The sequence below is a fragment of the Desulforhopalus singaporensis genome, assembly GCF_900104445.1.
Lineage (GTDB): Bacteria > Desulfobacterota > Desulfobulbia > Desulfobulbales > Desulfocapsaceae > Desulforhopalus_A > Desulforhopalus_A singaporensis.
This window is the reverse complement of the sequence record NZ_FNJI01000002.1, coordinates 133,835-159,495: the sequence shown is the minus strand read 5'-3', so window position 1 is coordinate 159,495 and position 25,661 is coordinate 133,835. Positions and strand designations below refer to the sequence as shown.

Genomic DNA, 25,661 nt, shown 5'->3' with positions numbered 1-25,661 from the left:
TCAAGGAAATGTCCGGTCAATGCTATAAAATAGAGATAAGTTGTGCAACATATTGAAAATAAAAATATTATGTGGTGTGGCGCCGATTGGGATAATGTCCGGGCCGCTTTTCTCCGCTCACCGCAATGAACTGTCGGAGGTTGGATATGAATTTTCTCAGGCTGCTGCCCGTGTTCTTCAGTTTTCTTTTGATAGCCGCCCATTTTACCAGGATGGGCAACCAGTTACTTACCCTCTGCTGGTTGTTGGCTCCGCTGCTGCTGTTCTGGACCAGGAAATGGAGTGTCAGGACCATTCAGGTGCTCATCTATCTGGCGGCGGCGGAATGGCTGAGGACTCTTTATATCCTGGTGCAATGGCGACAGGATGCGGGGCTGCCGTGGGGCCGCCTGGTGCTCATTGTCGGCGGAGTTGCCCTCTTCACTGCCGCGTCCGCATCGGTTTTTCGCCACCGGAAACTGCGGGAAAAATATAACCTTGCGTTGTAACTCGAAGGGGAAGTCAAGTCCGTTTTTTCATCAACACATGGTCGGGAGTCACCGGTGGGGGTAGCCGGCAGGCTCAAGGAAAATCCCGGGGCGCTGTCTGATGTGAAGAAAAAAGACAACGCCCTGGGCGGCGCCGAATCTCAGGTCCCGCTGGAAGCAACCGGTTCAGCGCCGGAATCTTTGCTTTTAGCCGTTGCCTTGAGTTGTTCCGGGTCAAGTTCAACAAGCGGCTCCACCTGCCACGGCGGCACTTCGAAATAGAGATCGCTGTCTGATGTTTTCAGGACGTAGGAATCATCTTTTTTTACCAGCGAGTAGGTAAGCTTGTTGCCGTTGTCGAGCGTTATCGCAATATGTTCGGCGGTGGCACCGGCAAAAAGCGACGAGACCTCGGCGGGATTGAAGATATGCCGTACGGTGAATCCGGTCACGGTATCCACAAGCTCACCGACTTTGTCCTGATCGAGAGCGGCTGTTTCGGGCTCGGTCTGTTCCCATATGGCATCTGTCTTTTTCAGGACTATTTTCCTGACACCGATTTCCGTTAGCTGGTGTCCGTCTATTTTAACAAGATTTTTATCGATCCAGTCGTCCTCGGCCGTTGACATCTCAAAATCGCTAATGGCAATGGTGAAAACAGCTTTTTCACCGGATTTTCGCACGTGGCTCTGGCGAAGACCCGCGGAGGTACCGAGATAGAAATCTGCGGCAACATCTTGCTGTTTTTTCACAATGACATGGCGATTGAAATCATCATCGGCAGTGGCGAACCGCCTGGCTGAACCGGATGATGTGGCCACGGCTAGACCCGTCCTGGCTTTTGCGAGTTTTTCCAGCAGGGTGTTTACCATGGTGTTGTCAACCGGGACTGGGTAGTCACGATCGATAAACCAGTCCGAATTTTTTCTGGCAAGAGCGAGTTTGTTGCCGTCATCATCGGTTATTGTGAGCGAAGTAACATCTCCCTGGCTGAAGCGGGAGAAAAAGGAATCGGGTTGACCCACTTCAAGTCCGGTAGGCCTGGTGTTGAGAAACAGGGTCAGGCCAACCTGTATAACCAGCAGGATCGCGGCTGCATATGTTATTTTCTTGATCATTGTCACATCCTCCCCTCGAGTTGTTGCAGGAGTTCAAGTTGTCTTGCACCGCTCTTTTTCTTTACAACGGTCTTTACAATCCACACCAGTACCAGGCCCAGGATCGCCAGGGCGTAGTTGAGGTATTCCCAGAACAGCTGCATATCGCGGGTCATGGGAACAAGCGGACGGGCGAAATGGCTTCTGCCGCGAATGTCGAGAAGACCCTGGTCTTCCAGAGCCCAGTCGATGGTATTGGCAATGAGCTGCATCGGCTCCAGATATCCTGTCTGCATGGCACTTGAGTTGATGCCCAGAGTGGTGTCGTTTAAAAAGCAGTTTGAGCCATAGATTACTATTCTGGACGAACCGGGAGACTTGTCGACCTGCCGGACGATCAGTTCCTTTTCGGGGGATTGAACGTTGTTGCTGTCACCATCTTTTGGTGGCGGACCATCATCCCCACCAGCCGTCGCCGTATTCAAGGGGGACGGCTTACCGGCAAAATAGGAGGTAAAACTCCCTTCTATGGCGACACCCAGAAGATGGCTGGCCTGTTGGCCTTCGACCGGAAACCCGAGCTCGTCGTACCGTTTGAAATCGGGCTGGACCTCGTTTGAACCTGAGAGCCAGCTCCTGTCCGAGCTGTTGAGCAGCGGGGTGACCTTACGGTTCCGGTTTTTCTTTTCGTCGACTGTAATCGGTGATGGCCAGTTCATCGTCACCTGATTCAGACCGGTAACTATGGGGCTGTTGTCGTTCATCTGGTCAGGGCGGATATCGACAAAGTACGGATAGTTTACCATATGGGTCTCTCTGACGGTAAATCCCCCGACATCTCTTTCTACGGGAACGGGAAAGGTGCTGTTTTTTGGGTCGAGAACCATCGTCTTGCCGATGGTTACCCCGTTGTGGGCGAGCCATTTGTCCAGACCCGACGACTGCTCTGCCAGCGTAATCTTGTTGGTAAATGACGCATTGAACGATGAGGTCGCGATGATCACCGTGCCACCCTGCATCAGGAACTGATCGATACCAAAGAGCTGTTTTTCATCAAGGTTCTCGGGCGCGACCACCAGCAGCAGGTCTGCTTCGGGGGCCACCTGGCCGCTTTTCAGGTCTTCCTCGGTAATGATATGTTCCCGGGAGAGTATTTCGCGCAGGGCGTTGAACTGCGGACCGGATGGTTGCCTCATTGCGTATTGCGGCATCGGTGGCGGCGATGGAGGCGTGTTGAAGGCAATGGTCTTGGTGAACCCACGGTCAAAACGTTTGAGACCGCTCATGAACGATCTTTGGAGGCTTTCTTTGTCAAAAGATTCCGGGAGCGGTATCTCAACTACCTGGTCGTTGCTGGTAAGAGTCATGTAAAACCAGAAGGTATTCTGGTCGAACAGGCTCGCGCTCATCGGCCTGAACCCGTATTGTGATTCGAGCTTATCCGCCAGTTCGCCGCCATTTTCCTCCGGGTCCATGATCGTGGCGTCAAGTTTGCCGTCGCTCTTCTTTGCAAGGTCGTCGACCAGGACCATGATTTCCTTTTTAAACGCAGCCAGTTCCTTTGGCAGCCGCTTATCCGCGGAAAAATAGCCGATAAACTTGACCGGCTGGGACAGGGTGGTGAAGATGTCGCCGCCGCCCTGGTAGCTGTAGAGCACTTTTTTGATGGACTTGGTGATGTCATATTCCGGGTTGCGCAGATCTACGTCAAAATCCTGTTCATCCTTGGCTTTAATCTCGATCAGGTCCCGAAATCCAAGTGTTTCAAACTGGTCGCCATACGTAATGAGGATATCGAAGTATGAGTTGGTCACCGAAGCCTGGTATTTGCTCGAAGTCTGGAACGGGACGGGGCGTATGCCGTATTTCTGGCCGGCTTCTCTTTCCATCTCAGGATTCTCGATAGGGTTGACGAACTCTACGCGAACCTTGCCTTTTCCGGCTATGGCGTATTCCTTTAACAGGTCACGAAGTCTGGGAACCAGCGGCGCCAGCAGCGGATGGGTCTGCGGAGAAAAATATCCGCGGATAAGCAGGGGTTCCTTGAGCTGCTGCAGGTAGCTGCGGGTTCCGTCGGAAAGGGAATAGATTTTTCTCGAGGTTATATCACTGCGGAAATTGGTGATCGGTGCCAGCCAGAAGTTGGCGACGATGAGGTTGGCGATAATCAGCGCACAGCAGAGGCGCAGGCGTCGGTGGATGGAACTGGTGGGATTGGACGCCCAGCGAATTTTCTCAAGCCCGTAGAGGTTGAGACAGAGAAATACCGCGGTGATACTGAGGTAATAGTAGAGGTCGCGAAAATCGACAACCCCGCGGGTAATCGATTCAAATCGCGATCCGCTGCCCAGCAGCTGCAGTATCTCGGAACTCCTGTTTCCGAAAAATCCGATCAGCGCGTCCGAGCCGATCAGGTAAAACAGCCAGCAGATTACGACGGTGGTAATGAGGCTGATGATCTGGTTTTCTGAATGTATACTTACGAAAAGACCGATGGCGATATAGGCCCCGGCGAGAAAAAGAGTTGCGAGGTAACCTCCCAACACCGGTCCCCAATCCATCTGGCCGAGAAAACTTACGGTGATCGGCAGGGGCAGGGTGAGAACAAGCGCAATCGTGAGAAGGCTAAGACACGCGAAAAATTTGCCGGCGACGAGAGTGAAGGGGGTTGCCGGGGAGGTTAAAAGGAACTCCAGGGTGCCTGAACGGTGCTCTTCGGACCACATGCGCATGGTTGTGGCTGCGCAAAGAAAGATGAGAAGGATGGGCATCCATTCAAAAAGCGGGCGTATCTCATCAATGTTGCGAGCGAAAAATGTTTCAACCCAGAAGAAAATAAACAGGTTGATCGCCAGAAAGGAGCCGAGAAAGATAAACGCCACCGGAGAGCAGAAAAAGGTTCCGAACTCTTTGGCGACGGTCCGTTTCAATATGTTCATCTGATGTTTCCCCCCTTATTCGCTTATTTCCGCAAAAACGGTTTCCAGATTCCTGGCTTCAAAATGCATGGAGTAGAGGTCCCACCCCTGGTCGTTGACAGTTCTGGCAAGTTCAGCTGTTGTGGCGTCCCTGTCACCATTGCTCTCAAGAGTGAGGGCGAAAGTTGCCCCTGGACCGGAAACGCTGTCGTTTTTATGAACAGCCACCGATTTGACGCCGGTTATGGTTGTAACCAAGGGTTCAACATCGTCCTGGTGAGCCCCTACCCTGATCAACAGCCGGCTGCTTTTGTTCAGCTCACCAAAAGGCGAATCGAGTGCTATCTTGCCGTTTTTCACGATTATTACCCGGTCGCATATGGCTTGAACTTCCTGGAGAATGTGCGTTGAAATTATTACCGTTGAGTTTTTCGCCAGCTCGGTTATGAGACTCCTCATCTGCTGGATCTGTGTAGGGTCAAGACCGTTGGTCGGTTCGTCCAGGATGAGAATTTCCGGTTTATGGAGAATAGCCTGGGCAACCCCGGTTCTTTGGCGGTACCCTCTTGACAGGGTTGCTATGGGGGCGGTTGCTTTCTCCTTCAAGGCGGTCCGCCTGACTGCCTCGATGATAAGGGGCTCCCTGTCTGCTTTCTTTATTCCTCGCAGTGAAGCAGCAAAATCGAGATAGCCTAGGATGGTCATCTCCGGATAGACGGGACAGTTCTCCGGCAGATAGCCGATTTTTTTCTGGACAAGACTTCTGTTTTCAGAAATTGAAAGCCCATCGATTTTGATGGTGCCGCCGGTCGGTTCGAGATAGCCGGTCAACATTTTCATAATGGTGGTCTTCCCGGCGCCGTTGTGGCCGAGAAGGCCGACAATCTCCCCTTTTTTAACCGTAAAGGATATGTCGTTAACGGCTGCAAAGTCGCCATATTTGCGGATGATGTTGCTAGCTTGAATCATTGTCGAGACTCCATGGGCGATGGTTAGGTTCTATGTGAAGTACTATCCTGCAGGTAACGGATTTACTCTCATAATAAAAAGAAGTTCCTGCAAATCAAGAGGGTAGAGGACAAGGAAGGGAAATGTAATTAAAATGTAATGTTATCACTACAAGTGGCGGCTAGCGGCGCCCTTTAGCGAAATTGAGGTGCAGTTGTTGTGCATGTGATAACAATGATGTTTAAATTACAACGTACAGGTGTTGTATATTTAATAACACTTTGGCTAACACCCTGAAGATACGCGAGAAAAGGTATGGCACGGGAGTTGCTTTTCAAAAGGCAACAGCCAGCTTAACGAGTGAGCTAGTCCATAGAATAAAGGAGATCGATATGAAAGTAATACAGCTTGACGACACCAGGGAGTTTACCCCGAAACAGATGAAGCGCTATTTTCTGGTCGAGGATTCGCCCAATTTCAAAATTATCAATTTCAACCTCGACGAAGGCGTGACTTTCCCGGTGCACTCCCATGACCTTGACGGGGAGTTGACAATCCAGGTTCTTGAGGGGGAGGGGTTTTTCCTCGGCCACGGTGACAGCAGGATACCGGCAACCAGAGGCGATATTCTTATTTCCCAGATCAGGGAGCCCCACGGGGTGCTGGCATCCACCAGGATGAGAATTCTGGTGACGATCGCTCCTCCCATATAAGCTTGTTTATACCCGGCACCAGGGGCAGATTCCGCTAGAAAAGGCTGGAGCATTACCTGCAAACCGGATGTCGTCGGATAGGACCAGGTCCCTGTATTTCAGCAAAGGACAGGGACTAGTTTTCACTAAGATCAGAATAGGCGTTCAGCCCCTGGGCGTGAACCAGGTCAAGAAGACGCTGCGGGTCCTGGTCGAAGATGTCTTCCACCGATTTTTCATGGTCGAGCTTGTCCTTGTAGGTGGTGATAAGGTTTTCCCTGGTCCAGCGCGAAAGATAGTAGTAGATAAGCTCCGGAAGCATGGTATGGATCGTTTCCCAGGGGTAAGGGTCAACAAAAGAAGATTTCTCGAGCTTGGTGATCGACAGGGTCTGGGATTTGTAAAAACTGTCGAGAAAGATGAGTTCAGGGGGAAGGTTTGCTTTCAGTCCCACCCTGCGGAAAAGGCGCAGCATGATTTCAAGCGTCTTTTTGCCTGAGGTGGCGAACCAGAAAGGGACGTAGATCTTCTTGGGCAGATTGAGGTTGAGAAACGATTTTATTTCAAGAATCAGCGCCGAAAGATCCACCGGCTGGCGGTCGACAAAGTTGAAGGTCTGGCCGCTGAATTCCTCGCGGTGCTCCAGCATGTGGTGGACGAGGTAGGGCAGTTTTTTTGCATTAGTATACGAATGCAGGGTGTTTTTTTTGGTGAACAGTACCGGCATGGATTCGTCGGCAACGGAGAACAGCAATCGGTGAAATCCCTGGATTTTATGGTCATGAGCACCATAAACTATCGCCAGTCTGACGCAGGAATAGTCAAGACTGCCGGTCCGGGCCATGAGGTGGAGGCTTTTCTCCGCCATCAATTTTGACTTGGCGTAGTTACTCAGGTTCGGTCTGAGCGAGAGGGTGTCCTGTTCGGTGAGATTTTTTCCTGGTGGAAGGGTGGCTGCAGAAGTCATGTGGATCAGCGGCACCCCGAGACCGGCGGCGGCGCGAGCAAGGTTGACGGGGCCCCGGTAATTGACCTCATAGGCGAGCTGGCCGTCGGAGCCGAGATTGGCCATGGCGGCGTTGATGATAAAGTGCGGGTTCACCTCGATCATGTAGCGGCGAATATCATCTTCCTCACGAAGAGAAAGTTTCTTGCTGCTTGGCGCCCGGATATCGATGGTATCTGCGTGGACTGTTTTATAATAATTGACGATGGTTCCGCCGATAAGGCCGGAGCCTCCTATGACAACGCCTACCTTTTTGTTCATACAGCTTCCTGTCCTATTGGGTTGATCGGTCAGCTGCCTGCGGTGAAAAGAGGCGGCAACTGCCGTTTTTATTCGGCAACAGGTAAAATGGTACGAATTTGCAGAAAAGGACGCAACAATTATTTGAGGTTATGGCAAAAGCGATATGATCGGCAACATGGTTGCCGGGTGGGGGAACTTACAGGGATCAAGGTAAAATGCCGGGACCGGTTGGTCCCGGCATTTCAACTAACGGCCATCGAAGTGGAGGGGATATCTCCGGTCAATATCCGAGCAATCCAGGGATAAACAGCGAGATCTGCGGGAAGAATGCTATAAGGAAAATGGCCACTATCGACAACAGTGAAAACGGCAATGCCTTGACTGAGATTTCCTCGATACTGGAGCCGCCGATACCGGAGGCGACAAAGAGGTTCTCGCCAAGAGGCGGCGTCTGGAAACCGATGGCCAGGGTGGAGACCATGACAACGCCGAAATGGACCGGATCGACTCCAAGGGTATACATAACCGGGAGCAGTACCGGGGTGAGGATCATGATGGTGGCAAGGGTTTCCATGAACATGCCGACAAACACCAGAAAACCGATTATAAGCGCCCAGATCAGATACATGTTGCTGGTGAAATTGAGCAGCGCCTGGGCGACGATTGCCGGGATCTCGTTTTCCACCAGCAGCCTGCCGAATACGGTCGCGGTAAAGAGTATCAGAAGAACCCTGCCGGTGATCCAGGTAGTGGTCTCAAGGGAGTGGAAGAAATCCTTGAGCTTGAGTTCCTTGTGCAGAAATACCCCGACAAAGACTGTATAGAAAATCGCTACGATAGCCGATTCGGTCGGGGTGAAGTAACCGCTGTAGATTCCGCCGAGGATGATGAGCGGGGCAAGTACCGACCAGATGCCGCTCTTGATGGTGCCGATCATTTCCCTGAAAGACCAGCTCTCGGAGATACCGGTATAGCCGGCTTTCTTGCTCCTGAAGTAGTTGGCAATCAGCACCCCGGTGGCAATAAGCATGGCGGGCAAAAATCCGGCTATAAACAGTTTGGGAATAGACAGGGACTGGAATTGGCCGAACTTTTCAATCGCTTCCGCCGGCGGCTGCAGCCCCATCCCGGAGATTCCGAAGATAACCATCGGAATTGAGGGGGGAACGATTACGCCAAGGCCCCCGGAGGATGCGGTGATGGCGGAGGCGTAACCACGGTCATAGTTGCGATTGACCATGGCGGGGATCATCAGCATGCCGACGGCTGCGGTGGTGGCAGGCCCTGATCCGGAAATGGCGCCGAAAAAGATGCAGGCGAAAACGGTTGCAGCACCAAGCCCCCCGGTGATTGGGCCGGCAAATGATTCGGCAATTTTAACGAGCCGTTTGGAAACGCCGGCCGCCTCCATTAGAGCTCCTGCGAGGATAAAAGACGGCAGGGCCATCAGCGGAAAAGATCCGACGGATCTAAAGGCGATTTGCACGAGTTTGATTGGGTTTTCATCTAGGTACATAAAGGCGGCCATCGCTGAAACACCCAGCGATACGGTAATAGGGGCTCCAAAAATCAGGAGACCGAGGAAGGCGCCGAATAAGACCAGGACTACGGTGGTTTCCATATTCTTTCTCCGGATCAGTTAGTAGTTTTTGTATTTGGAGCCGCTGCCGGTTCCGGTGAATCCTTCATGTCCTCGAAAAGACTCTCGAGCTCTGAGGAATCAGGATCCCTGATATCGATTCCCTTGACAAGTTTGAGGTAATTTACCTGGATAACTCGAATCGACATGAGTACAAAAGCAACGGGGAGCACTATGTAGAAATACTTCATCGGAACGCCGAGGGTTTGCGATTTCCAGAAAGCGTTCATCTTGTGGAAAACAAAATCGTAACTGAGGTAGACAAAATATAAGTTGAAAGAGAGCCAGATCATGTCGGCGATGAATTCACACACGGTCTGGACAATTTTCGGGAACAGCTTGAATTGAAAGGTAACCCTGTTGTGAGCAGCCATTTTGGCGGCGTGGCTTGGGCCGAAATAGGCGAACCAGACAAAAAGATAGGTCGACAGTTCTTCAATCCAGGATGAGGAGTGGTCGAAGACTTCGCGCGAGATTATCTGAACCAGCAGAAGTGATACAAAAGTGATCAGCAGCAGCCGGCAGATGTAACTTTCAAAATTGTCAAGTAGCCTGGTGAACAGTGATTTCATGTTCATTTTTAGCTCCTAGTTTGGTTGGACGAATGGTTTGCATCACGGGTCTGCTTTGCGTCACGGGTCTGCGGACAGGCACCTGGGCGTTATGTAGGGAAAATGCAAACAGGTGGAATTTTCCTAAAAAGCTCTCCGGTCCAGAATAGTGTTGAAAAAAGTGAACCGGAGAAGGGGGATTGGTGGTTTTCGCATAAGAAAAACAGCAATCCCCGGTGCATCAGCGTTGAGCAGCAATGCCGGACTTAGCGTCCGAGAACTTTCATGATGCTGTCAAATTTATCCTTGCCGCCGATGGAGTCATAATACTTCGGCCATACCGCGGAAGTTGCCGCTTCGATCCACTCTTTCTCGTCGTCTGCAGGAGCGCTGATCTCCATGCCTTTGGCTTCCAGATCCTTGATGATGGCAGCTTCGCTATCCTTGAGATACTGCTCGGAGTAGAGGGTTGCTTCCTGTCCTGCGTCAAGTACCGCTTTTTGCAGCTCGGGCTTGAGATCCTGGAATACTGCCTCACTGATTACGAGGGGCTCAAGAGAGAAGATGTAGCGGATGGTGGTTATGTATTTCTGTACTTCGTAAAACTTCATGGCGCTGACGGTGATGAACGGGTTGTCCTGTCCGTCGACAACCTTCTGCTGCAGGGCGGTGAAGGTTTCGGACCAGGCCATCGGGGTGGGGTTGCAGCCCCATGCCTGATAAGTCGCGATCATGATCTCATTTTTCGGTACCCGAATAATCAGTCCCTTGAGATCATCAAGAGTTGCAACCGGCTTTTTGGAGTTGGTGAGTACCCGGAAACCGGAATATGCCCAGCCGATGATCCTGACGCCGGCGTCTCTGATGGTGTTTTCAACCAGTTCCTTGCCTACCTCGCCATGGGTGAGGGTAACAGCGTCGTCAAGACCGAGGATGACGTAGGGAAGGGTGAGAACACCTACAGTGGGAGAAAAGGGAGTGATATTGTTGACCGCCAGCAGGGAAAAATCAAGGGTTCCCATGGCCGCGTCGTTGATGGTGTCCTGCTCGGAGCCTAACTGACCGTTGGGAAACAAAGAAACTTTATGCTTGCCTCCGGTTTTTTCAGTGAACAGTTCGGAAAATTTCTCGGCCAGCGCCCACTGGGTTCCGCCCTGGGCGTCGCCGATAGCCATTTTAAAGGTTTTGGCGGATGCTGCACTGCCTGCAAACAGCAGTGCGACGATAGCAAATACTGCAGGGAGAATTCGCGCTTTGTGAAAATTCATGGTTTGCTCCTATTTGTTAAATTAAGAGTTAATCAATGCATCAATTGCATTGATAGTTAAAAGATCTGGGACTATGTGAAAAGCTGAAAAAAGCAGAAAAAGAAGGGGTACGGCAGAGAAAGAAGGGTGATGCGTGGAGTTGGGCACTGGCGGCCAAGCGGGCGGCCAAGCGGGCAGTCTAGCTGGCGGCGATGCCGTCGGCGGCGGTCCGTTATGGTCTGTTCTTAAAAAAGGAATGTCGCTCGTGTTCATAGGTTATCAAGCAAAGTCTGAAGTGACGTAATGTTTGATGTTCAATATTTGATATCTGATATATCAGATGCTTATATGGTTGTCAAGCAAAATCTGCTACGCTCACACAATAAGAAACCTCGGTTTTACAGGTAGTTACATATAGTTGCAGCATTTTCAGCAGTTACCGTAATCATTTTTCTCAGGATGATATCCACTGCCGATTAACACCCCCGCCGCACCCATCCGGCAATTTATAAGAATGAGTATGGCGAGCTATGGCCTTTTTTAGGGGAGTCAAACGAGTGAGTCTTCGTTTTCCGCCACCTGGTAAAAGTCATAGATAAAATCTTTCTGGTACTCAAAGGACCAGTGCTTATCCTTGAGAATTGAGCCGGCTTCCCCGGCATCGCCTCTTTTCAGTGCTTCGATGAACTCATTGTGCTCCTGGCAGTTTCGTACCTCCCACTCGGCGATATAGTTCTGCCTGGGAAAGTCGTACAACCGGTGCTTGATGGGAAGGATGAATTTTTTGAGCAGTTCGTTGTCGCAGATGTCGATATAGACGTGGTGAAATTTCAGGTTGGTATGGAAAATATTGCTGAAATCGTCTTTTTCAAGATCGGCGATGATACGCTCATTCAGTTCTTCCAGTCGTTCAATATGGGATGGGGTGATCAACTCGAAGTTTGTCTGTACGATGAACGCTTCAACGAGTCCGACGGCATCGTAGGCTTTTTTTACATCGTCTATCCCCATCCGGTTTACCCGTACTCCCCTTCTGGGGAGTATGGTGACGAAACCTTCGAGTTCAAGATGAATAAGCGCATCCCTCAGGGGGGTTTTGCTGATACCGAGTTGCTTTGCGATTTCACCGATATTGATGGTTGATCCGGGTACCAGGTCTCCCTGATTCATCTGCGTCCTGAGGTAGGTGTATACCTGGTCACTCAGAGACGAAAACTGTAATGCGCTATTCATCTTATCCTCGTTCAAATAGTGTGGCGTTGGTGCTCTCTGGTTCTTTTGCTTCTAACATACTATAGATTCACACCATGTCAATGGACCAGATACCTTCGGCCACACGGTAAAGCAGGGTTTAAAGAAATTTTTCAACAGGGGTGTAATCCAGGTTGAATGCTTCGGCAACTGCCTTGTAGGTGATCTGGCCGTCGATGACGTTGGCACCCAGTTTGATCTCTTCGTTCTCCTGCATTGCTTTTTTCCAGCCCTTGTTGGCGATCTGTACAGCATACGGCAAGGTGGCGTTGGTAAGAGCGATGGTGGAGGTACGTGCGACCGCGCCAGGCATGTTGGCAACACAGTAGTGAACAACACCCTCAACAGTGAAGGTAGGCTCTGCGTGAGTGGTTGCCTTGGAGGTTTCGAAGCAGCCGCCCTGGTCGATTGCAACGTCGACGATTACTGCACCGTCTTTCATATCCTTGAGCATTTCGCGGGTGATCAGCTTGGGAGCCTTGGCGCCCGGAATGAGAACTGCACCGATTACCACGTCAGCCTTGGTTACGTACTCTTTGAGGATCGCAGGGTTGGACATGACCGGGAAAACGTTGGCCGGCATAACGTCGTCAAGATATGCAAGTCTTTCAAGGTTGGTGTCGAGGATGTATACCTGGGCTCCAAGACCGGCTGCCATTTTTGCTGCGTTGATACCAACCACACCGCCGCCGATTACTACAACGGTTGCGGGAGCAACACCTTTTACGCCGCCGAGAAGAACGCCTCTGCCGCCCTGGGGCATTTCGAGGTACTTGGCGCCTTCCTGGGCAGCCATACGACCGGCAACTTCACTCATGGGCACGAGCAGCGGAAGGGAACCGTCTTTCTTCTCGATGGTCTCGTAAGCGATGTTGATCGACTTGGCTTTCATCAGTGCCTTGGTCTGGGGCTCGTCAGCGGCGAGATGCAGGTAAGTGAAAACGATCTGACCTTCGCGGATCATGTCGTATTCAGAAGGCTGCGGCTCTTTAACATGCATTACCATATCGCAGGTCTGGTAGACGTCGGCAGGGGTGTCGAGAACGGTTGCTCCGGCAGCCACGTACTCTTCGTTGCTAAAACCTGCGCCGGCACCGGCATTGTTCTCTACATAAACCTCGTGGCCGTTTGCAATCATGGTAGCAACGCCGGTAGGAACCATGCAGACCCTGTTTTCCAGAACTTTGATTTCTTTTAAAATTCCAACTTTCATTATCCACCTCCGTGGGTATTATAAAAACATTTTTGAATTCGCAACCAGGCAACCGCCCGGCTGCGTTAGTTTGGGGGTTAGCGGCCGCCCTATTGATGGGCGACCGCTATATATATATTAAATTCCTTTTTCAATGGCATTTCTGATAGCCGCAACGACGGTGTCCACCTGTTCCTTGGTGATAATCAGGGAGGGCGCGAAGTTCATTACGGTGTTCAGTCCATCAAAGGAACTGTTGGTCCGGCCAACGATGACGCCCTGGCCAAGTACGTTGCCCATGATGGTCGCCATTTCGGCTTCTGAAACGGGCTCTTTGGTTTCTTTGTCGCGAACGAATTCGATACCGCAGAAAAGACCCTGGCCGCGAACATCGCCAACTATGGGCAGATCTTTGAGTTCGTTCAGTTTTTCAAGCATGTATTCACCAACGACCACGGTGTTTTCAAGCAGGTTTTCCTCCTCGATGATGCGAGTCGATTCGAGGGCGGCGGCCATCGGACCGGCGCAGCCACCGTAGGTGCTGATGTCGCGGAAGTAATTCAGCCTGGACGCTTCATCGGTGGTGTTGAGGAAAAGGTCGTAGACGTGCTGTTTTACAACGGTTGCCGAAAGCGGCTCGTAAGAGCTGGCAAGACCCTTGGCCATGGTGACGATGTCCGGATCCACTTCGTAGTGTTCGTGGCCCCAGAATTTTCCGGTTCGGCCGAATCCGCATACGACTTCGTCCATGATCAGCCAGATGTCGTGCTTCTTACAGATATCCTGAACGATCGGGTAGTATTCCTTGACCGGCGGGATGATACCGCCGCCAGCGGTGATCGGCTCAACGATCAGTGCGCCGATGGTGTCTGCGCCTTCTCTTGCGATGACGTCCTCAACGGCTCTTGCGCAGTCGATGTTACAGTCGGGGTAAGTCTTGTCGAACGGGCAGCGATAGCAGCAGCAGTGGGGAACTTCCACAAAACCTTCAACGAACGGACCGAAGTCCTGTTTCCGCTGAATCTGTCCGGTGGCGCTCATTGCGCCGATGGTGGTGCCATGATAGTCGCGGTCGCGAAAGAGGATCTTGTACTTACCTTTTCTCTCGGGAACGATATTGGAGGCCTGGCGTACAATTTTGAAAGCTTTTTCGTTAGCTTCAGAACCGCTGTTTGAGAAGTAGACCTTGTCGAGACGAGGCAGTTTCTCAAGAAGTTTCTGAGCAAACTTAATAGCCGGTACGTTGCCGAAAACACCTGCGAAATACGGCATTTTTACCAGCTGGTCATAGACGGCCTTGGCGACTGATTCGCGGCCATAGCCTACCATGACGCTCCATACGCCGCCGGAGGTCATATCGATGAACTCCCTGCCGCGAATGTCTTTTACGTTGATGCCTTCACCTTCGACGATGATCATCTGTTCCTGGGATTCAAATACTTTGTGAGGCTTAAGGTGGTGCCACAGACATTCCTTGTCCGCTTTGACCATTTCGTCCGCATTGTATTCAAGCCAATCTGCGTTTTTCATGAGCTAAATTCCTTTTTTCGTTGACGTATAATCAGCCAGTAACCGAATCAGCCCCGAAGAAGCTCGCCAGGTATCGGGTTACTGCATCCTCGTAATATATTTTTTGCAACTGGCAGCCGGCAGATCCCATAATGATGATCTGCCGGTGCCAGAAAATCGGACACCCTGTGAGGTAGATGCCCGAGGGAAAACTAACTGCGCTTATGCACCGGTTTGCGGACGCATATCTGCCTTATCGATTCCTGCAACGGCAACAGGCTTCTTCATGGCGTCGCGGCGGAACGGCTCGCCGAGTTCCATGTTGGTCATAACTTCGATGAAGGTGGTCTTGCCTTCTTCCATCTGCGCCTTGACAGCAGTTTTGAGCGCTTCGGTTACCTCTTCCATGCTCCATGCCTGAACGCCTTCAACTCCACACGCCTTGGCGATGGCTGCATAGGACACGTCGCGGTTGAGCTCGGTTCCTACGAAGTTGTCGCTGTACCAGAGGGTGGTGTTACGCTTTTCTGCACCCCAGTGGTAGTTACGGAAAACGACCATGGTTACCGCCGGCCAGGAATCACGACCACAGGAGACCATCTCGTTCATGGAGATACCGAATGCACCGTCGCCTGCAAAACCTACGACCGGAACGTCCGGCTTGGCAACTTTGGCGCCGCAGATTGCCGGGAAGCCGTAACCGCAGGGTCCGAACATACCAGGAGCGAGATACTTGCGTCCTTCTTCAAAAGTGGGGTATGCGGCACCCAGGGCGCAGCTGTTTCCGATATCGCTGGAAATGATGGCGTTCTCGGGAAGAGCTTTCACGATTGCCCGCCATGCCATACGGGAAGTGATCTTGTTCGGATCGGCTTCCTGTGCACGTGCGTTCCAGGTGGTGCCTTCATCATCGGCCTCGTGGTCCATGGTCTCAAGATCGGCTGCCCAGGCTGCCTTGACTTTGGCAACGGTGGCTTTTCTCTCTTCACGGTCAGCGTCGCCGGCGTTATCGGAGAGCTGTGCGAGAATGGCATTGGCAACTTTCTTGGCGTCACCGACGATGCCTACGGCCAGCTTCTTGGTCAGGCCGATACGATTGGGGTTGATGTCTACCTGGATAACCTCTGCATTTTCCGGCCAGTAGTTCATGCCGTATCCCGGCAGGGTGGAGAACGGGTTGAGACGGGTACCCAGTGCGAGAACTACGTCTGCTTTGGAGATCAGCTCCATAGCGGCACGGGAACCGTTGTAGCCAAGGGTTCCGGTGTGCAGGGGATGGCTTCCGGGAAACGCGTCGTTGTGCTGGTATCCGCAGCATACAGGTGCGTCAAGACGCTCGGCCAGAGCCTTGGAATCTTCGATCGCGCCACCAATTACTACGCCGCCGCCGTTGAGAATCACCGGGAATTTAGCGTTAGAAAGGAGGCTTGCCGCCTTGGCGATCGCGTCGGATCCGCCTTCGGGAAGCTCAAAATCAACGACTACCGGCAGTTCGATTTCGATCTGCTGGGTCCAGAAATCACGGGGAACGTTGATCTGGGCAGGTGCGGAAGCGCGCTTGGCCTGGATGATTACACGGTTGAGAACTTCGGCGATACGGGAGGGATGCAGAACTTCTTCCTGATAAGCAACCATATCCTCGAAAGCTGCCATCTGGGGAACTTCCTGGAAACCGCCCTGACCCATTGCCATGTTGGCAGCCTGGGGAGTAACCAAAAGAAGCGGGGTGTGGTTCCAGTAAGCGGTCTTAACCGGAGTTACGAAGTTGGTGATGCCGGGACCGTTCTGGGCGATCATCATTGACATCTTGCCGGATGCACGGGTGTATCCGTCAGACATCATACCTGCGTTACCTTCGTGGGCACAGTCCCAGAAGGTGATTCCTGCTTTCGGGAAAAGATCCGATACGGGCATCATCGCGGAACCGATAATTCCAAAAGCATGCTCAATACCATGCATCTGAAGAACCTTGATAAACGCCTCTTCTGTAGTCATCTTGATTTTAGCCATTGTAAGCCTCCAAAATTTTTTGTGTTCTATTGCCTCGATCATCCCAGATACTGAATTCCGGATACGATCTATGGATCGCCATAAACTACTGTTAGATATCTGATACATCAGATACCAGGATGTTGTCAAGATAAATTTAAAAGAATTATCTATTTTTGCGTGGCAAAATAAAAGGTAATTTTTGGCAGAACTCCAGATAATCTGAAAACCAAATAAAAACCTTACCTTAGGGACATAGGGGAATTTTAGCGAAGACGGAAGTGGGGGCTGTCGGTAAGGGGAAAAGGGAAAAAGCTTTGTTTTCGGCGCCTTTAAGGAGAAGCGGCGGTGCGTTCGGCCTGGCAGGTGACAGGGGAAAGCGGCCGCCGCCGGAGGGGGGTTATTCGTTTTCCAGATTCGCCGCGGAAACGAAGATTTTCTTGGCGTAATCTTCGACAATCCAGGTAACCGGGGTGCCTTTTGGCACGACAAAAGAGTCGCCGGCCTTGTATTCGTGTGTCGGACCGTCTTTTTCGACCACCTTCACACTGCCTTCCACTATGTAACAGAACTCAAGTTTGGGATGGTTGTGTTCCCAGCTGCCGGCGGTGCAGTCCCATATGCCTGCCTTGAAGTTGCCTGAGCTGTGCTCGAAATATGTCCAGTTGTTGGCGTGCGGCTCTCCTGTTTTGGGGTTTACTTTCGGCGCCGAGGTGTGCTTGAGTACTTCCGATTTGCCAATGGTTGTGATTTTTCCTTCAGACATCTATGTTCTCCTTTGTGTTCCTTATTGAAAAGGCGCCTCCTTGAAGGCGGCGCCATATGTCGTGTGGCTGCTGCTATTCTGCGCAGGATGAAATGAATGGGCTCTACTTGACTTTTTGTTCAAACCTGTCCGGACGGAAATCATCCAGGGGAAAGTCCGGCTGCTGACCGAGAACGATCTGGCTCATGACTCTGCCCATTATCGGTGCCAGCTGGAAACCGTGGGCGGAAAAACCGCAGACATGGAAAAGTCCGGGGACCTGTTTTGAACTACCAACAATGGGCACTTTATCGGCAAGGCATCCTTCAAACGCGGCCCAGCAGCGTATCATCTGGGCGTCTTTGAGGCCTGGAAGAACTTCGATCATAATCTTCGAGGCCTTGGTCATCTGCATCGGATCTATCCAGATTTTCTCTTTTTCCAGGTCATGGGGGGAACGGTATCCCCCGCCGACGATGATTGTGCCGTTCTGTGCCGCCATCAACCCGAGAAGCCGGCCGGTAAGTCCAAGGGAAGTGCCGTTCATCATATCCGCCATGCGGTCGGTAACCATCATGGTGGGGGCTGCGGAGAATACGGGCAGAGGGTCACCGAGCATCTCGGAAAACCTGCCGGACCAGGCTCCTGTCGCATTTATCAGGGTTTCGCCCTCATAAACCTTGCCATCCGCGGTCCTGAGCTTGAATCCCCAGGACATGGTCTGCACTTCGACCACCCTTGTCCGGGTTAGTATCTGTACCCCTTCGCGCCCTGCGGCGGCAGCGTAGGCTTTGGATGTGAGCATCGGATTGGCCAACCCGTCGGTGTAACAGACAAGACCTCCGACCACGTGGTCGGCGACGTTTGGCGAGAGACGCCTTACCTCGTTGAGGTCGACGACCACTTCATGGGTGTATCCGAGGCTGTTGAGTTTTTCCTGTCTCTTGACAAGGACTTCCATTTCCGCATCGTTTTCCGCCAGTCGCAACCGGGGAGAGACGTAAAAACCGCAGTCGCTGGACACGGTCTTGGGGTGGAGATCCCACATCTTGCGTGATTCAACGGCAAAGGGAATTTCCCTGAGATCACGTCCCTGGCAGCGCACTCCCCCTGAGTTGTTGCCCGAAGCGTGTCTTCCCGGCACATCCTTTTCAAAAACAGTGACGCTCTTTCCCTTTCGCGCAAGTTCAATCGCCGTTGCGCAGCCCATGAGTCCGCCGCCAACGATCAGTACATCAGCTTTCATCGTTTTCTCCTACTTTAGCGTTGGCGAGCTCCTGCAGGCTTACCGGCTTGATTGGCGGGCGCAACCTGTGCTGCCGTATTGTTTCCGGCGCAAGACCAGAACCTTCAGCGATAAGTTCAAAGACTGCCGAAGAACACATCCTGCCCTGGCACGGTCCCATTCCGCAACGGATGATCGCTTTTATTTCATTGTGATCGACATATCCTTCGGCGATGAATTCACGTATTCTGCCGGCAGTTATCGATTCGCATCTGCAGACGATGGTATCGTCTGCGAGTGCGTAGAGTTTTTTCGCCGGAGCGTAGAGGGCGTCGATAAAAGGACGGGGAAGCAGTTCCCGCTTGAGCTTCTCCTTTACAGGCGCTGACTGTTCGGCAAACTGTTGATCACTGAGCCGGTGCAGCTCCCTTGCAATGGTAAGGCCGGTGAGTCGGCCTTTGTATTCAGCTGACTTGGCTCCATGCACGAAACTGCCGTCTCCGGCAACGAAAACCGAATCGAGATTGGTACGTCCTTCGAGGGTGACGTCGGGGTGCCAGAAGCGCTGCACCGGATTCCAGGTATGTTTTACCCCAACCTGGCGCAGCAGCGAGGTATTGGGGATGATCCCCTCACTAACCAGCAGGGTGGACGCCTCGAAGCTGAGGGTCCGCGCCCCTTTCTTGCAGCTCACCCGTTCAACCCTGTCGGTGCCGATGGCCTCAAGGTGGCTGATATTACGGTGAAGCGGCACCTTTTTTTTGCGCGCCTTGGCCTCGACACCAGCTATCATCTTGATACCTTTCATCATGTAGTCAAACCGCTTCAATGCGCCCCCCACATGTTTCATCGCCGCCGTGATCTGGGATATCGGCGTGGTGTCGAGGATCGCGGTGATCGGGGCGTCAAGGGCCAGCAGATGCTCGGCAACAAGCCACACCAGCGGTCCGCTGCCACAGATCACTACCGGTTGCTTGGGCACCAGGCCGGAGTCTTTGAACAGATTCGACATCCCGCCGCAGGTCATCACCCCCGGCAGTGTCCAGCCGGGAAACGGCACCGGACGCTCCATGGCGCCGGTGGTAAGAACGATATATTCACCGTGCAGGGCTCCGGAGTAGCCGTCCCGTGAAAAGTAGACGTCGCCGGTGGCTTCCGCCTGCCACACCCGGGTTCTCGGCAGATATGTACCGCCGCCCTCGGTGAATTCCTTTACTACCTGTAACCCTTCGGAATAGTCGCTGCCGAGAATATTGTGGCGGTTGACGGTTGCCCGAGTAATATTGCGGTAGATCTGACCACCTGGAGAACTCTGTTCGTCAACAAGGGCAACGTCAAGGCCCTTGGCGGTAAGTTCCGCTGAGCAGGCAAGACCTGCAGGACCGGCTCCAACCACTATCGCATCATATTTAGTTTTCATTTGATCCTGTTACCCCTCAACCTGCTGCCGTTTGACGTTCATGCCTTCGTAAACCGGTTCAAGGCACGCCTGACGATTTTTCAGGCCGTCGATTTCCACCAGACACTCGAAACAGACTCCCATGAGACAGTAGGGGGCCCGCTTGTCGCCCTGGGCAGCTGAATGACAGAAGTGGTTGTCATCGTGGCCCAGAAGAGCCGCCGCGACCGTGACCCCCTCGGGGACGGTGCAGTTTTGTCCTTCAAAGATTACGTTCACCGTTTTGTCTGCAGCACCCGTGTCGCTCCAGCTGAATCTGCTATTTTGGTTAACCATCGGAGTCTCTTTAGTTGTTAAATACGGTAGGGCTTTTCCCAGAGAACCAGATCCTGGCCCAGACCTTTTTGAAGTGCACTTTCATACATTGTCATCCCCCATCCTATATCTTGGAGAATGGTACCGTTTGAGATAAAATATCTCTTTTTGTTGCTGTTTTTTTCGATTGAAGCAATGCCGGCGGCAATCTTGCCGAGATCGTGAATATCGCTTTCCTTGATTTCACCCCTGTCGATCATGTTGTGCAGCTGCAGGTGGGGAATGGTTCGCTCCTCTTTCGGCAGCATCATCCCCTCGATCTTGTAGGTTTTCTGCATTTCCCAGCAATCGGGGACGATATAGGCGTGGCGCAGGTAATCCTCTTCGACGTTAGCCCTGCCCGGCAGGGTGAGCAGGGAGCCTTCTTTCAACCATTTATCCTCAAACAGGGGGGTGTGGTCACCAGAGATGGCTGAGGTGATTACATCCTGGCCGCGGACGGCATCCTCAAATCGATTGACGACGGATACGTCGATATCGAGTTGCTCACCTATTTCCGTGCAGAACCTTTTGGCCGCTTCTTCATTTATGTCGTAGACCACTACTTTTTTAAGCGATGGCAACGCCTTGATAATTGCGGTGGCCGAGAATTTGGAGATGGGACCTGCGGCGATTACCCCCAAGGTCTCACTGTCATCGCGGGCGAGATACTTCGCGCTCAGTCCGACCACGGCTCCGGTCCTCATGCCGCTGAGAATATTCGCCTCCATGATGGCCAGAGGTCTTGCTGTCTCAGCGTCATTGAGCGTCATCAGCAGGATCGACCGCGGCAGCCCGTGTTTGGCAGGATTGTGGACGTTGGAGCCGTACCACTTGTTGCCGCACACCCTGAATCGGCCGCCGAGGTATCCAGGAAGGGCCATGAATCGCTGGTCAGGCCCCCCCTTAGGCATCCCGTCAAATTTCGGCTCTGGTGGAAACCAGATCCTCTGGCCATGGGAATTACGTGTTGATCCTCCCATTACATAGTCGCCCTTGCCGGCCAGGATAAAGACTTCACTCATCACTTCGATACATTTATCCATATCGGTGACGCCGGCTGCGATCATGTCCATCTGCGAAAGAAATTTCATTGCAAGTTGCGACGAAGACATAGTTACCTCACAGTAAAATTTTAAACTTCCACCTGCTTTTTGCTTGAGTTGAATATAAAATTTTATGATATATCACATATCAGACATCTGTCAAGAAGACGTTTTCGCACAGCAGAACAACTTTTCTTTTCGGCCTGGATGAGAAAGTGAAAATTATTTGTATACCAATAAATTATAGGCCAAGGGTTTTGCAAAAGAAAAGGAAAAAAATATGCCACTACTTTGATTTAACCAGCATCCTGTAGACCTCGGTCAGCTCGATGAACAGTTCATGGTCTCCCCCCTTGTCCGGGTGCAGCTGCATCGCTTTTTGCCGGTAGAGCCGGTTGAGCTCCTCTCTCGTCATCTTCTTTACGGCAAAGGAGTCGACTCCGAGCAGTCTTCTGATCTGCTCGGCGGTGGCACCGGTTTTGTGTTCGGGCCACCTGAACTGGCGGTGGGAGTTCATGAAGGCGCGCGCGAAGTCACTGATAAAAGAACGAGGACCAGGAGCAAAATCAAAAAACATGATCAGGTAGCGGGCAAGGTGCGGGTGCAAAGAGTCTGTTTCGGTTTTTTTTTGCCAGAATGTTTCATCACCTTGCAGGCAACATACGGCTGTTATGAGATACTCGCTGATTTCCTCAAACGCCAGCGCCTCCGGCATCCAGGACGCAAATGACTGGGTAAAATGTTTCTGCAGGTTGAAGATTGCATAGACATACTGGAAGTAACTGCCGGGATCGAGGACCTTTTCCTCCTGGACAAAGTAAAACTCACGCTCATCCCTTGACTGGCCGAGCAGCGGCCGGCAGCATTTTTCATGAAGCCGGTACAGCCGGCTCTGGTCTACAGCGCCGTATCGCAGATAGTAGAGTCTTCTCCGGTCGAACAGGTGGACCTGGGCACCAATCTGCTCGAGTTCCGTCGGGCTGAGCCTGGTTGCAGGTGCCGCTTTTCTCGCGGAAAAGAGGTCGAACCTGGTTCTTACCTGTTGCGGCAAAAATCGCCACAGCAGCTGTTCGAGCATCGCCTCCGGGTCTTCGGCTCCGGCCGCGCTCACCGCATCGACCAGAACCGTTGCAAAGAGGACTACGTAGTCGTCGTAGTGATGGAGGTAGCGTCTGGGATCGTCGCCGAGATCGAAGACGAGACGATGGTCAAAACCGCGGCCGTCACGACTGTAAGACTGACGGATTTGGTAGATAAATGTTCCGTTTTTATATATTTCTGCTAGATACATTACACAACCGCATAAGAGAGAAGCTTACAGGTATCATACCATATACCTCATCCTTTTGGTTTTGTACCTGTTGTTTTTTCAGCTCGCTTTATTGAGTAATCTGCATTGTTCCAGTAAATAGTGGGGTTGCGGCTACACGAAGCGGTGCTGGAGGATTTGCAAAACGTTCATATGATATGGCGGTTCGTCCGCATTTTGCCCTATGTTTGACCGATATGTCTGGCAGCTTTGCAACCATCCTTTAAACAGGGCTGCCTCCCAGCTCAAGAAGTACGGTGTTTCCGCCGACCTGGTGACCGTTACCGGTTTTGTGATCGGGATCGGGGTGGTGCCGGCACTCTATTTTCATCTCTACCCGGTCGCCCTCAGTTGTATCGCCGGCAACCGGATATGTGACGGTGTTGACGGGGCTCTGGCCAGGATTACGTCAATGAGCGATAGCGGCGGTTTTCTCGATATCGTCCTGGATTTTATCTTTTATTCTGCGGTGGTCCTGGGGTTTGCCCTGAGTGCGCCGGACACCAACGCACCGGCAGCGGTCTTTCTTCTGTTCAGTTTTATCGGAACCTCCAGCAGTTTTCTCGCCTTTGCGGTAATGGCGCAGAAAAGAGGGTTAACCTGTATGCGCTTTCCCGCAAAGTCTCTCTATTACCTGAGCGGGATTTGTGAATCGACCGAAACGATCGTAGTATTTGTGCTCGCCTGTTTTCGCCCGTCATGGTTTCCGGTTCTCGCGGTCTGCTTTGCGGTGCTCTGTTTACTGACGACAATTATCCGGGTCGTAACCGGCTACATGATACTGGCTAAAACGAGGTGACAGCAACCTATCCCGCCAGGCAGCCACCCGGACTCTTAACCGATCAGCGACTGGGTGTCGCTAGCCAGTTCGGTCCAGGTCACTGCGACCTTGCTGCCCTTGCGCACAACGTGACCGGAGGCGATAAAGAATTTACTTTTGGTTTATCGGGGAACAAGAATCAAGTTTTCACCGGAAAGTGACGCGATATTTTCCGCCATCAGCAGTTCGACAATCTCATCGCCAAAAGCTCTTTCTCCTGTCTGTTGGCGAGCTGTTTTTTTTCGTTGTGCGATAAAGGTACGGCAGGCGGCGACCGGCATCGTCCCGCCGTTGTTTCTGAGAAATTTAATGAGGGCGAGTACAAAGAACATTTTTTCCAGTTTCCTGCCCAAAAAAAATGTTGCCGGGTAGAGTGCGCCAAGAACCAGACACATCAGCAGGTAGTCGCCGTCGAGGCAGAACCTGACCGCAGCCATAGAACTGCCGCCTATCAGTATCATCACCCCGAGAAGGCAGGTAGCGTATCGAAGTTTCAAACCGGTGACCGAATCCGTGAGCTTGTGCCTAGCCATTATTTCTGGGCGAACCAGACGCCTGCCAGGATGACAAATGTTGCACAAATCTGCACTGCGGAAAGAGTCTCCCCCAAAACCAGCCACCCGAGCACCACAGAAAATACCGGAATCAGGTTGACGTAGGAAGAGGCCTTGTTGGCCGGAACCTTTTGCAGGGCGAAGTTGAAGAGCCCGTAAGCGCCCAGGGTGATCACCGCTCCAAGATAGAGAATTGCTAGTCCCGACTGGAGGTGAAAAGTGTCGGGAATGGTGGTGGAAGGTAGAAACAGCAGGGGAAAATAGAACACGGTACCGGCGAAAGCCTGGAGCGCGGTGAGGAAAAAGGGCGAGTATCTTGCGGCGAGATGTTTCAGGCTGATGGTGTAGCCTGTGGCGCACACCATTGCCAGGAACTCCAGGAAATTACCGAGCATGGGGTTGGGCGCATCGCTGCTGGGGTTGCTGGTGAGAGTAAGCCAGCACACGCCGCCAAGGGCCACCCCGGCACCGATCCATGCGGTGGATGCGACTTTCTCCTTGAGAAACAACGCGGCAGCCGTCATTGTCAGGATGGGTAGGATGGCGGTGACGACACCTGCCTGGGAGGCGGTGGTGTTGACAACCGCCTCGGCCTCGAACAGGAAGTAGAGGCACGGTTCGCAAACTACCATGAAGAGTATCAGCTTGTAGTCACCCTTCCGGTAGCGAAGCCCGCGGGCGAGCCTGGGGGCGACCAGCAAAAAACAGAGCGAGGCGACCAGCATTCTGCCGAAGATGACCACCTGGGGATGGTAGCCTCGAAACGCTATCTTGAGCGCGATAAAGGAGCTGGACCAGAGAAGCATGGCACCCAGCAGGGCGATGGTGGCAAGGGCTGGGGTGGAAAAGCCGGTTTTTTGCCTGGCGGCTGAAAGTGAAAACATGGGAAATATTTATGTGCTCACAAAAAAAACCCCCGGCCTGCCGGTCGGAGGTTTTTTTCACGTAAAGAGTTTTATCAAAGGAGGTGTGGTCAGTTCTGCAGCTCCCACTGCCCGGCACTGTTTCTACACGCGGTGGTGTAGGTCTTTTCGGTTTTGCCATCGATGGTCGCCAGGATCTCGGCCTGCCTGCACGGTCTCTCCGGTGCGGGATAATAAGCCGGTTGCGGGGTTACCTGATACACATTGCCGTTGTCGGGGTTGCTCCACCGGGTAGTTTGCCCTGATGGGGCGGTTTCATAGGTCTGGTTGAGTCGCTGCCGGTCATACTTGTCCATTTCATTGCCGACTATGTAGCCGAGCATGGTGCCAACCGCTGCGCCGATAAGGGTCGCCTCGGTATCGCCACCTATGGCCTGGCCGATTATTGCCCCGCCTATTCCTCCTATCCCGGCACCTTGCTGGCCCTTGTTGTAAGAAGTGTCGGCACAGGACGTAAGACTGAGTATCAATACCGGCAACAGCAGGATCACTAATTTCTTCATAATTTTTTTCTCCGAAAGCAGTGGTATAAGAAAC

23 protein-coding genes are annotated in these 25,661 nt (G+C 52.3%); 3 read left to right on the top strand and 20 right to left on the bottom strand.

Annotation, left to right across the window (positions count from 1 at the left end; genetic code table 11):
• Positions 1 to 146: 146 nt before the first annotated feature.
• Positions 147 to 488 carry a hypothetical protein gene (locus BLQ17_RS01840; protein ID WP_092219187.1) on the top strand — a complete coding sequence of 114 codons (342 nt, stop codon included), beginning with the start codon at positions 147 to 149 and terminating at the stop codon, positions 486 to 488.
• Positions 489 to 628: 140 nt separating this feature from the next.
• Here BLQ17_RS01840 and BLQ17_RS01835 read toward each other — a convergent pair whose 3' ends face one another.
• The 3 genes from BLQ17_RS01835 to BLQ17_RS01825 are packed head-to-tail and all read right to left on the bottom strand — an operon-like array spanning position 629 to position 5,451.
• A complete protein-coding gene (locus BLQ17_RS01835) occupies positions 629 to 1,585 on the bottom strand; it encodes a DUF4340 domain-containing protein (protein ID WP_092219185.1) in 957 nt (318 codons plus the stop codon).
• Positions 1,586 to 1,587: 2 nt separating this feature from the next.
• On the bottom strand, positions 1,588 to 4,503 hold the full coding sequence (locus BLQ17_RS01830; protein ID WP_092219183.1) for a Gldg family protein: 2,916 nt from the start codon (positions 4,501 to 4,503) through the stop codon (positions 1,588 to 1,590).
• A gap of 15 nt (positions 4,504 to 4,518) precedes the next feature.
• Positions 4,519 to 5,451, bottom strand: coding sequence for an ABC transporter ATP-binding protein (locus BLQ17_RS01825; protein WP_092219181.1), 933 nt, complete (start codon positions 5,449 to 5,451; stop codon positions 4,519 to 4,521).
• 371 nt (positions 5,452 to 5,822) lie between these two features.
• Between BLQ17_RS01825 and BLQ17_RS01820 the strand changes: the two genes are divergently transcribed.
• Positions 5,823 to 6,143 (top strand): cupin domain-containing protein, encoded by a 321-nt coding sequence (locus BLQ17_RS01820; RefSeq protein ID WP_092219180.1) that lies wholly within the window; start codon positions 5,823 to 5,825, stop codon positions 6,141 to 6,143.
• 115 nt (positions 6,144 to 6,258) lie between these two features.
• Here BLQ17_RS01820 and BLQ17_RS01815 read toward each other — a convergent pair whose 3' ends face one another.
• The 14 genes from BLQ17_RS01815 to BLQ17_RS01750 all read right to left on the bottom strand — a co-directional run bounded on the left by BLQ17_RS01815 (position 6,259) and on the right by BLQ17_RS01750 (position 22,809).
• A complete protein-coding gene (locus BLQ17_RS01815) occupies positions 6,259 to 7,389 on the bottom strand; it encodes an NAD-dependent epimerase/dehydratase family protein (protein ID WP_092219178.1) in 1,131 nt (376 codons plus the stop codon).
• A gap of 262 nt (positions 7,390 to 7,651) precedes the next feature.
• A complete protein-coding gene (locus tag BLQ17_RS01810) occupies positions 7,652 to 8,992 on the bottom strand; it encodes a TRAP transporter large permease (RefSeq protein WP_092219176.1) in 1,341 nt (446 codons plus the stop codon).
• Positions 8,993 to 9,006: 14 nt separating this feature from the next.
• Complete coding sequence (locus BLQ17_RS01805) at positions 9,007 to 9,588, bottom strand: TRAP transporter small permease (protein ID WP_092219174.1); 582 nt, start codon at positions 9,586 to 9,588, stop codon at positions 9,007 to 9,009.
• 239 nt (positions 9,589 to 9,827) lie between these two features.
• Complete coding sequence (locus BLQ17_RS01800) at positions 9,828 to 10,829, bottom strand: TRAP transporter substrate-binding protein (protein WP_092219172.1); 1,002 nt, start codon at positions 10,827 to 10,829, stop codon at positions 9,828 to 9,830.
• Between the two features lie 528 nt (positions 10,830 to 11,357).
• Positions 11,358 to 12,041, bottom strand: a complete 684-nt coding sequence (locus BLQ17_RS01795; RefSeq protein WP_092219169.1) for a GntR family transcriptional regulator — start codon at positions 12,039 to 12,041, stop codon at positions 11,358 to 11,360.
• A gap of 118 nt (positions 12,042 to 12,159) precedes the next feature.
• Complete coding sequence (gene ald, locus BLQ17_RS01790) at positions 12,160 to 13,272, bottom strand: alanine dehydrogenase (RefSeq protein ID WP_092219168.1); 1,113 nt, start codon at positions 13,270 to 13,272, stop codon at positions 12,160 to 12,162.
• Between the two features lie 117 nt (positions 13,273 to 13,389).
• Complete coding sequence (locus BLQ17_RS01785) at positions 13,390 to 14,781, bottom strand: aminotransferase family protein (RefSeq protein WP_092219166.1); 1,392 nt, start codon at positions 14,779 to 14,781, stop codon at positions 13,390 to 13,392.
• A gap of 201 nt (positions 14,782 to 14,982) precedes the next feature.
• Positions 14,983 to 16,761, bottom strand: coding sequence for a sulfoacetaldehyde acetyltransferase (gene xsc / locus BLQ17_RS01780; protein WP_092219329.1), 1,779 nt, complete (start codon positions 16,759 to 16,761; stop codon positions 14,983 to 14,985).
• 388 nt (positions 16,762 to 17,149) lie between these two features.
• Entirely contained in the window at positions 17,150 to 17,515 is a 366-nt protein-coding gene (locus BLQ17_RS01775; RefSeq protein ID WP_092219164.1) for a cupin domain-containing protein, read from the bottom strand.
• A gap of 103 nt (positions 17,516 to 17,618) precedes the next feature.
• Complete coding sequence (locus BLQ17_RS01770; RefSeq protein ID WP_092219163.1) at positions 17,619 to 18,740, bottom strand: NAD(P)/FAD-dependent oxidoreductase; 1,122 nt, start codon at positions 18,738 to 18,740, stop codon at positions 17,619 to 17,621.
• Positions 18,730 to 20,139, bottom strand: coding sequence for an FAD-dependent oxidoreductase (locus BLQ17_RS01765; RefSeq protein WP_092219161.1), 1,410 nt, complete (start codon positions 20,137 to 20,139; stop codon positions 18,730 to 18,732). The genes BLQ17_RS01770 and BLQ17_RS01765 overlap by 11 nt, the downstream gene beginning before the upstream one ends.
• 9 nt (positions 20,140 to 20,148) lie before the next feature.
• Positions 20,149 to 20,454, bottom strand: coding sequence for a (2Fe-2S)-binding protein (locus BLQ17_RS01760; protein WP_092219160.1), 306 nt, complete (start codon positions 20,452 to 20,454; stop codon positions 20,149 to 20,151).
• A 17-nt stretch (positions 20,455 to 20,471) separates the two neighbouring features.
• A complete protein-coding gene (locus BLQ17_RS01755) occupies positions 20,472 to 21,587 on the bottom strand; it encodes a tyramine oxidase subunit B (protein ID WP_092219157.1) in 1,116 nt (371 codons plus the stop codon).
• 217 nt (positions 21,588 to 21,804) lie between these two features.
• Positions 21,805 to 22,809: a J domain-containing protein gene (locus BLQ17_RS01750; RefSeq protein ID WP_092219155.1), complete on the bottom strand. Its 1,005-nt coding sequence runs from the start codon at positions 22,807 to 22,809 to the stop codon at positions 21,805 to 21,807.
• A 202-nt stretch (positions 22,810 to 23,011) separates the two neighbouring features.
• Between BLQ17_RS01750 and BLQ17_RS01745 the strand changes: the two genes are divergently transcribed.
• Positions 23,012 to 23,626, top strand: a complete 615-nt coding sequence (locus BLQ17_RS01745) for a CDP-alcohol phosphatidyltransferase family protein (protein ID WP_092219153.1) — start codon at positions 23,012 to 23,014, stop codon at positions 23,624 to 23,626.
• A 143-nt stretch (positions 23,627 to 23,769) separates the two neighbouring features.
• On the opposite strand, the gene BLQ17_RS01740 is transcribed toward BLQ17_RS01745, so the two are convergent.
• The 3 genes from BLQ17_RS01740 to BLQ17_RS01730 all read right to left on the bottom strand — a co-directional run bounded on the left by BLQ17_RS01740 (position 23,770) and on the right by BLQ17_RS01730 (position 25,627).
• On the bottom strand, positions 23,770 to 24,180 hold the full coding sequence (locus tag BLQ17_RS01740; protein WP_092219151.1) for a hypothetical protein: 411 nt from the start codon (positions 24,178 to 24,180) through the stop codon (positions 23,770 to 23,772).
• On the bottom strand, positions 24,180 to 25,085 hold the full coding sequence (locus BLQ17_RS01735) for a DMT family transporter (protein WP_092219148.1): 906 nt from the start codon (positions 25,083 to 25,085) through the stop codon (positions 24,180 to 24,182). The genes BLQ17_RS01740 and BLQ17_RS01735 overlap by 1 nt, the downstream gene beginning before the upstream one ends.
• An 89-nt stretch (positions 25,086 to 25,174) precedes the next feature.
• Positions 25,175 to 25,627, bottom strand: coding sequence for a glycine zipper domain-containing protein (locus tag BLQ17_RS01730; protein ID WP_092219327.1), 453 nt, complete (start codon positions 25,625 to 25,627; stop codon positions 25,175 to 25,177).
• Between the last annotated feature and the right edge of the window lie 34 nt (positions 25,628 to 25,661).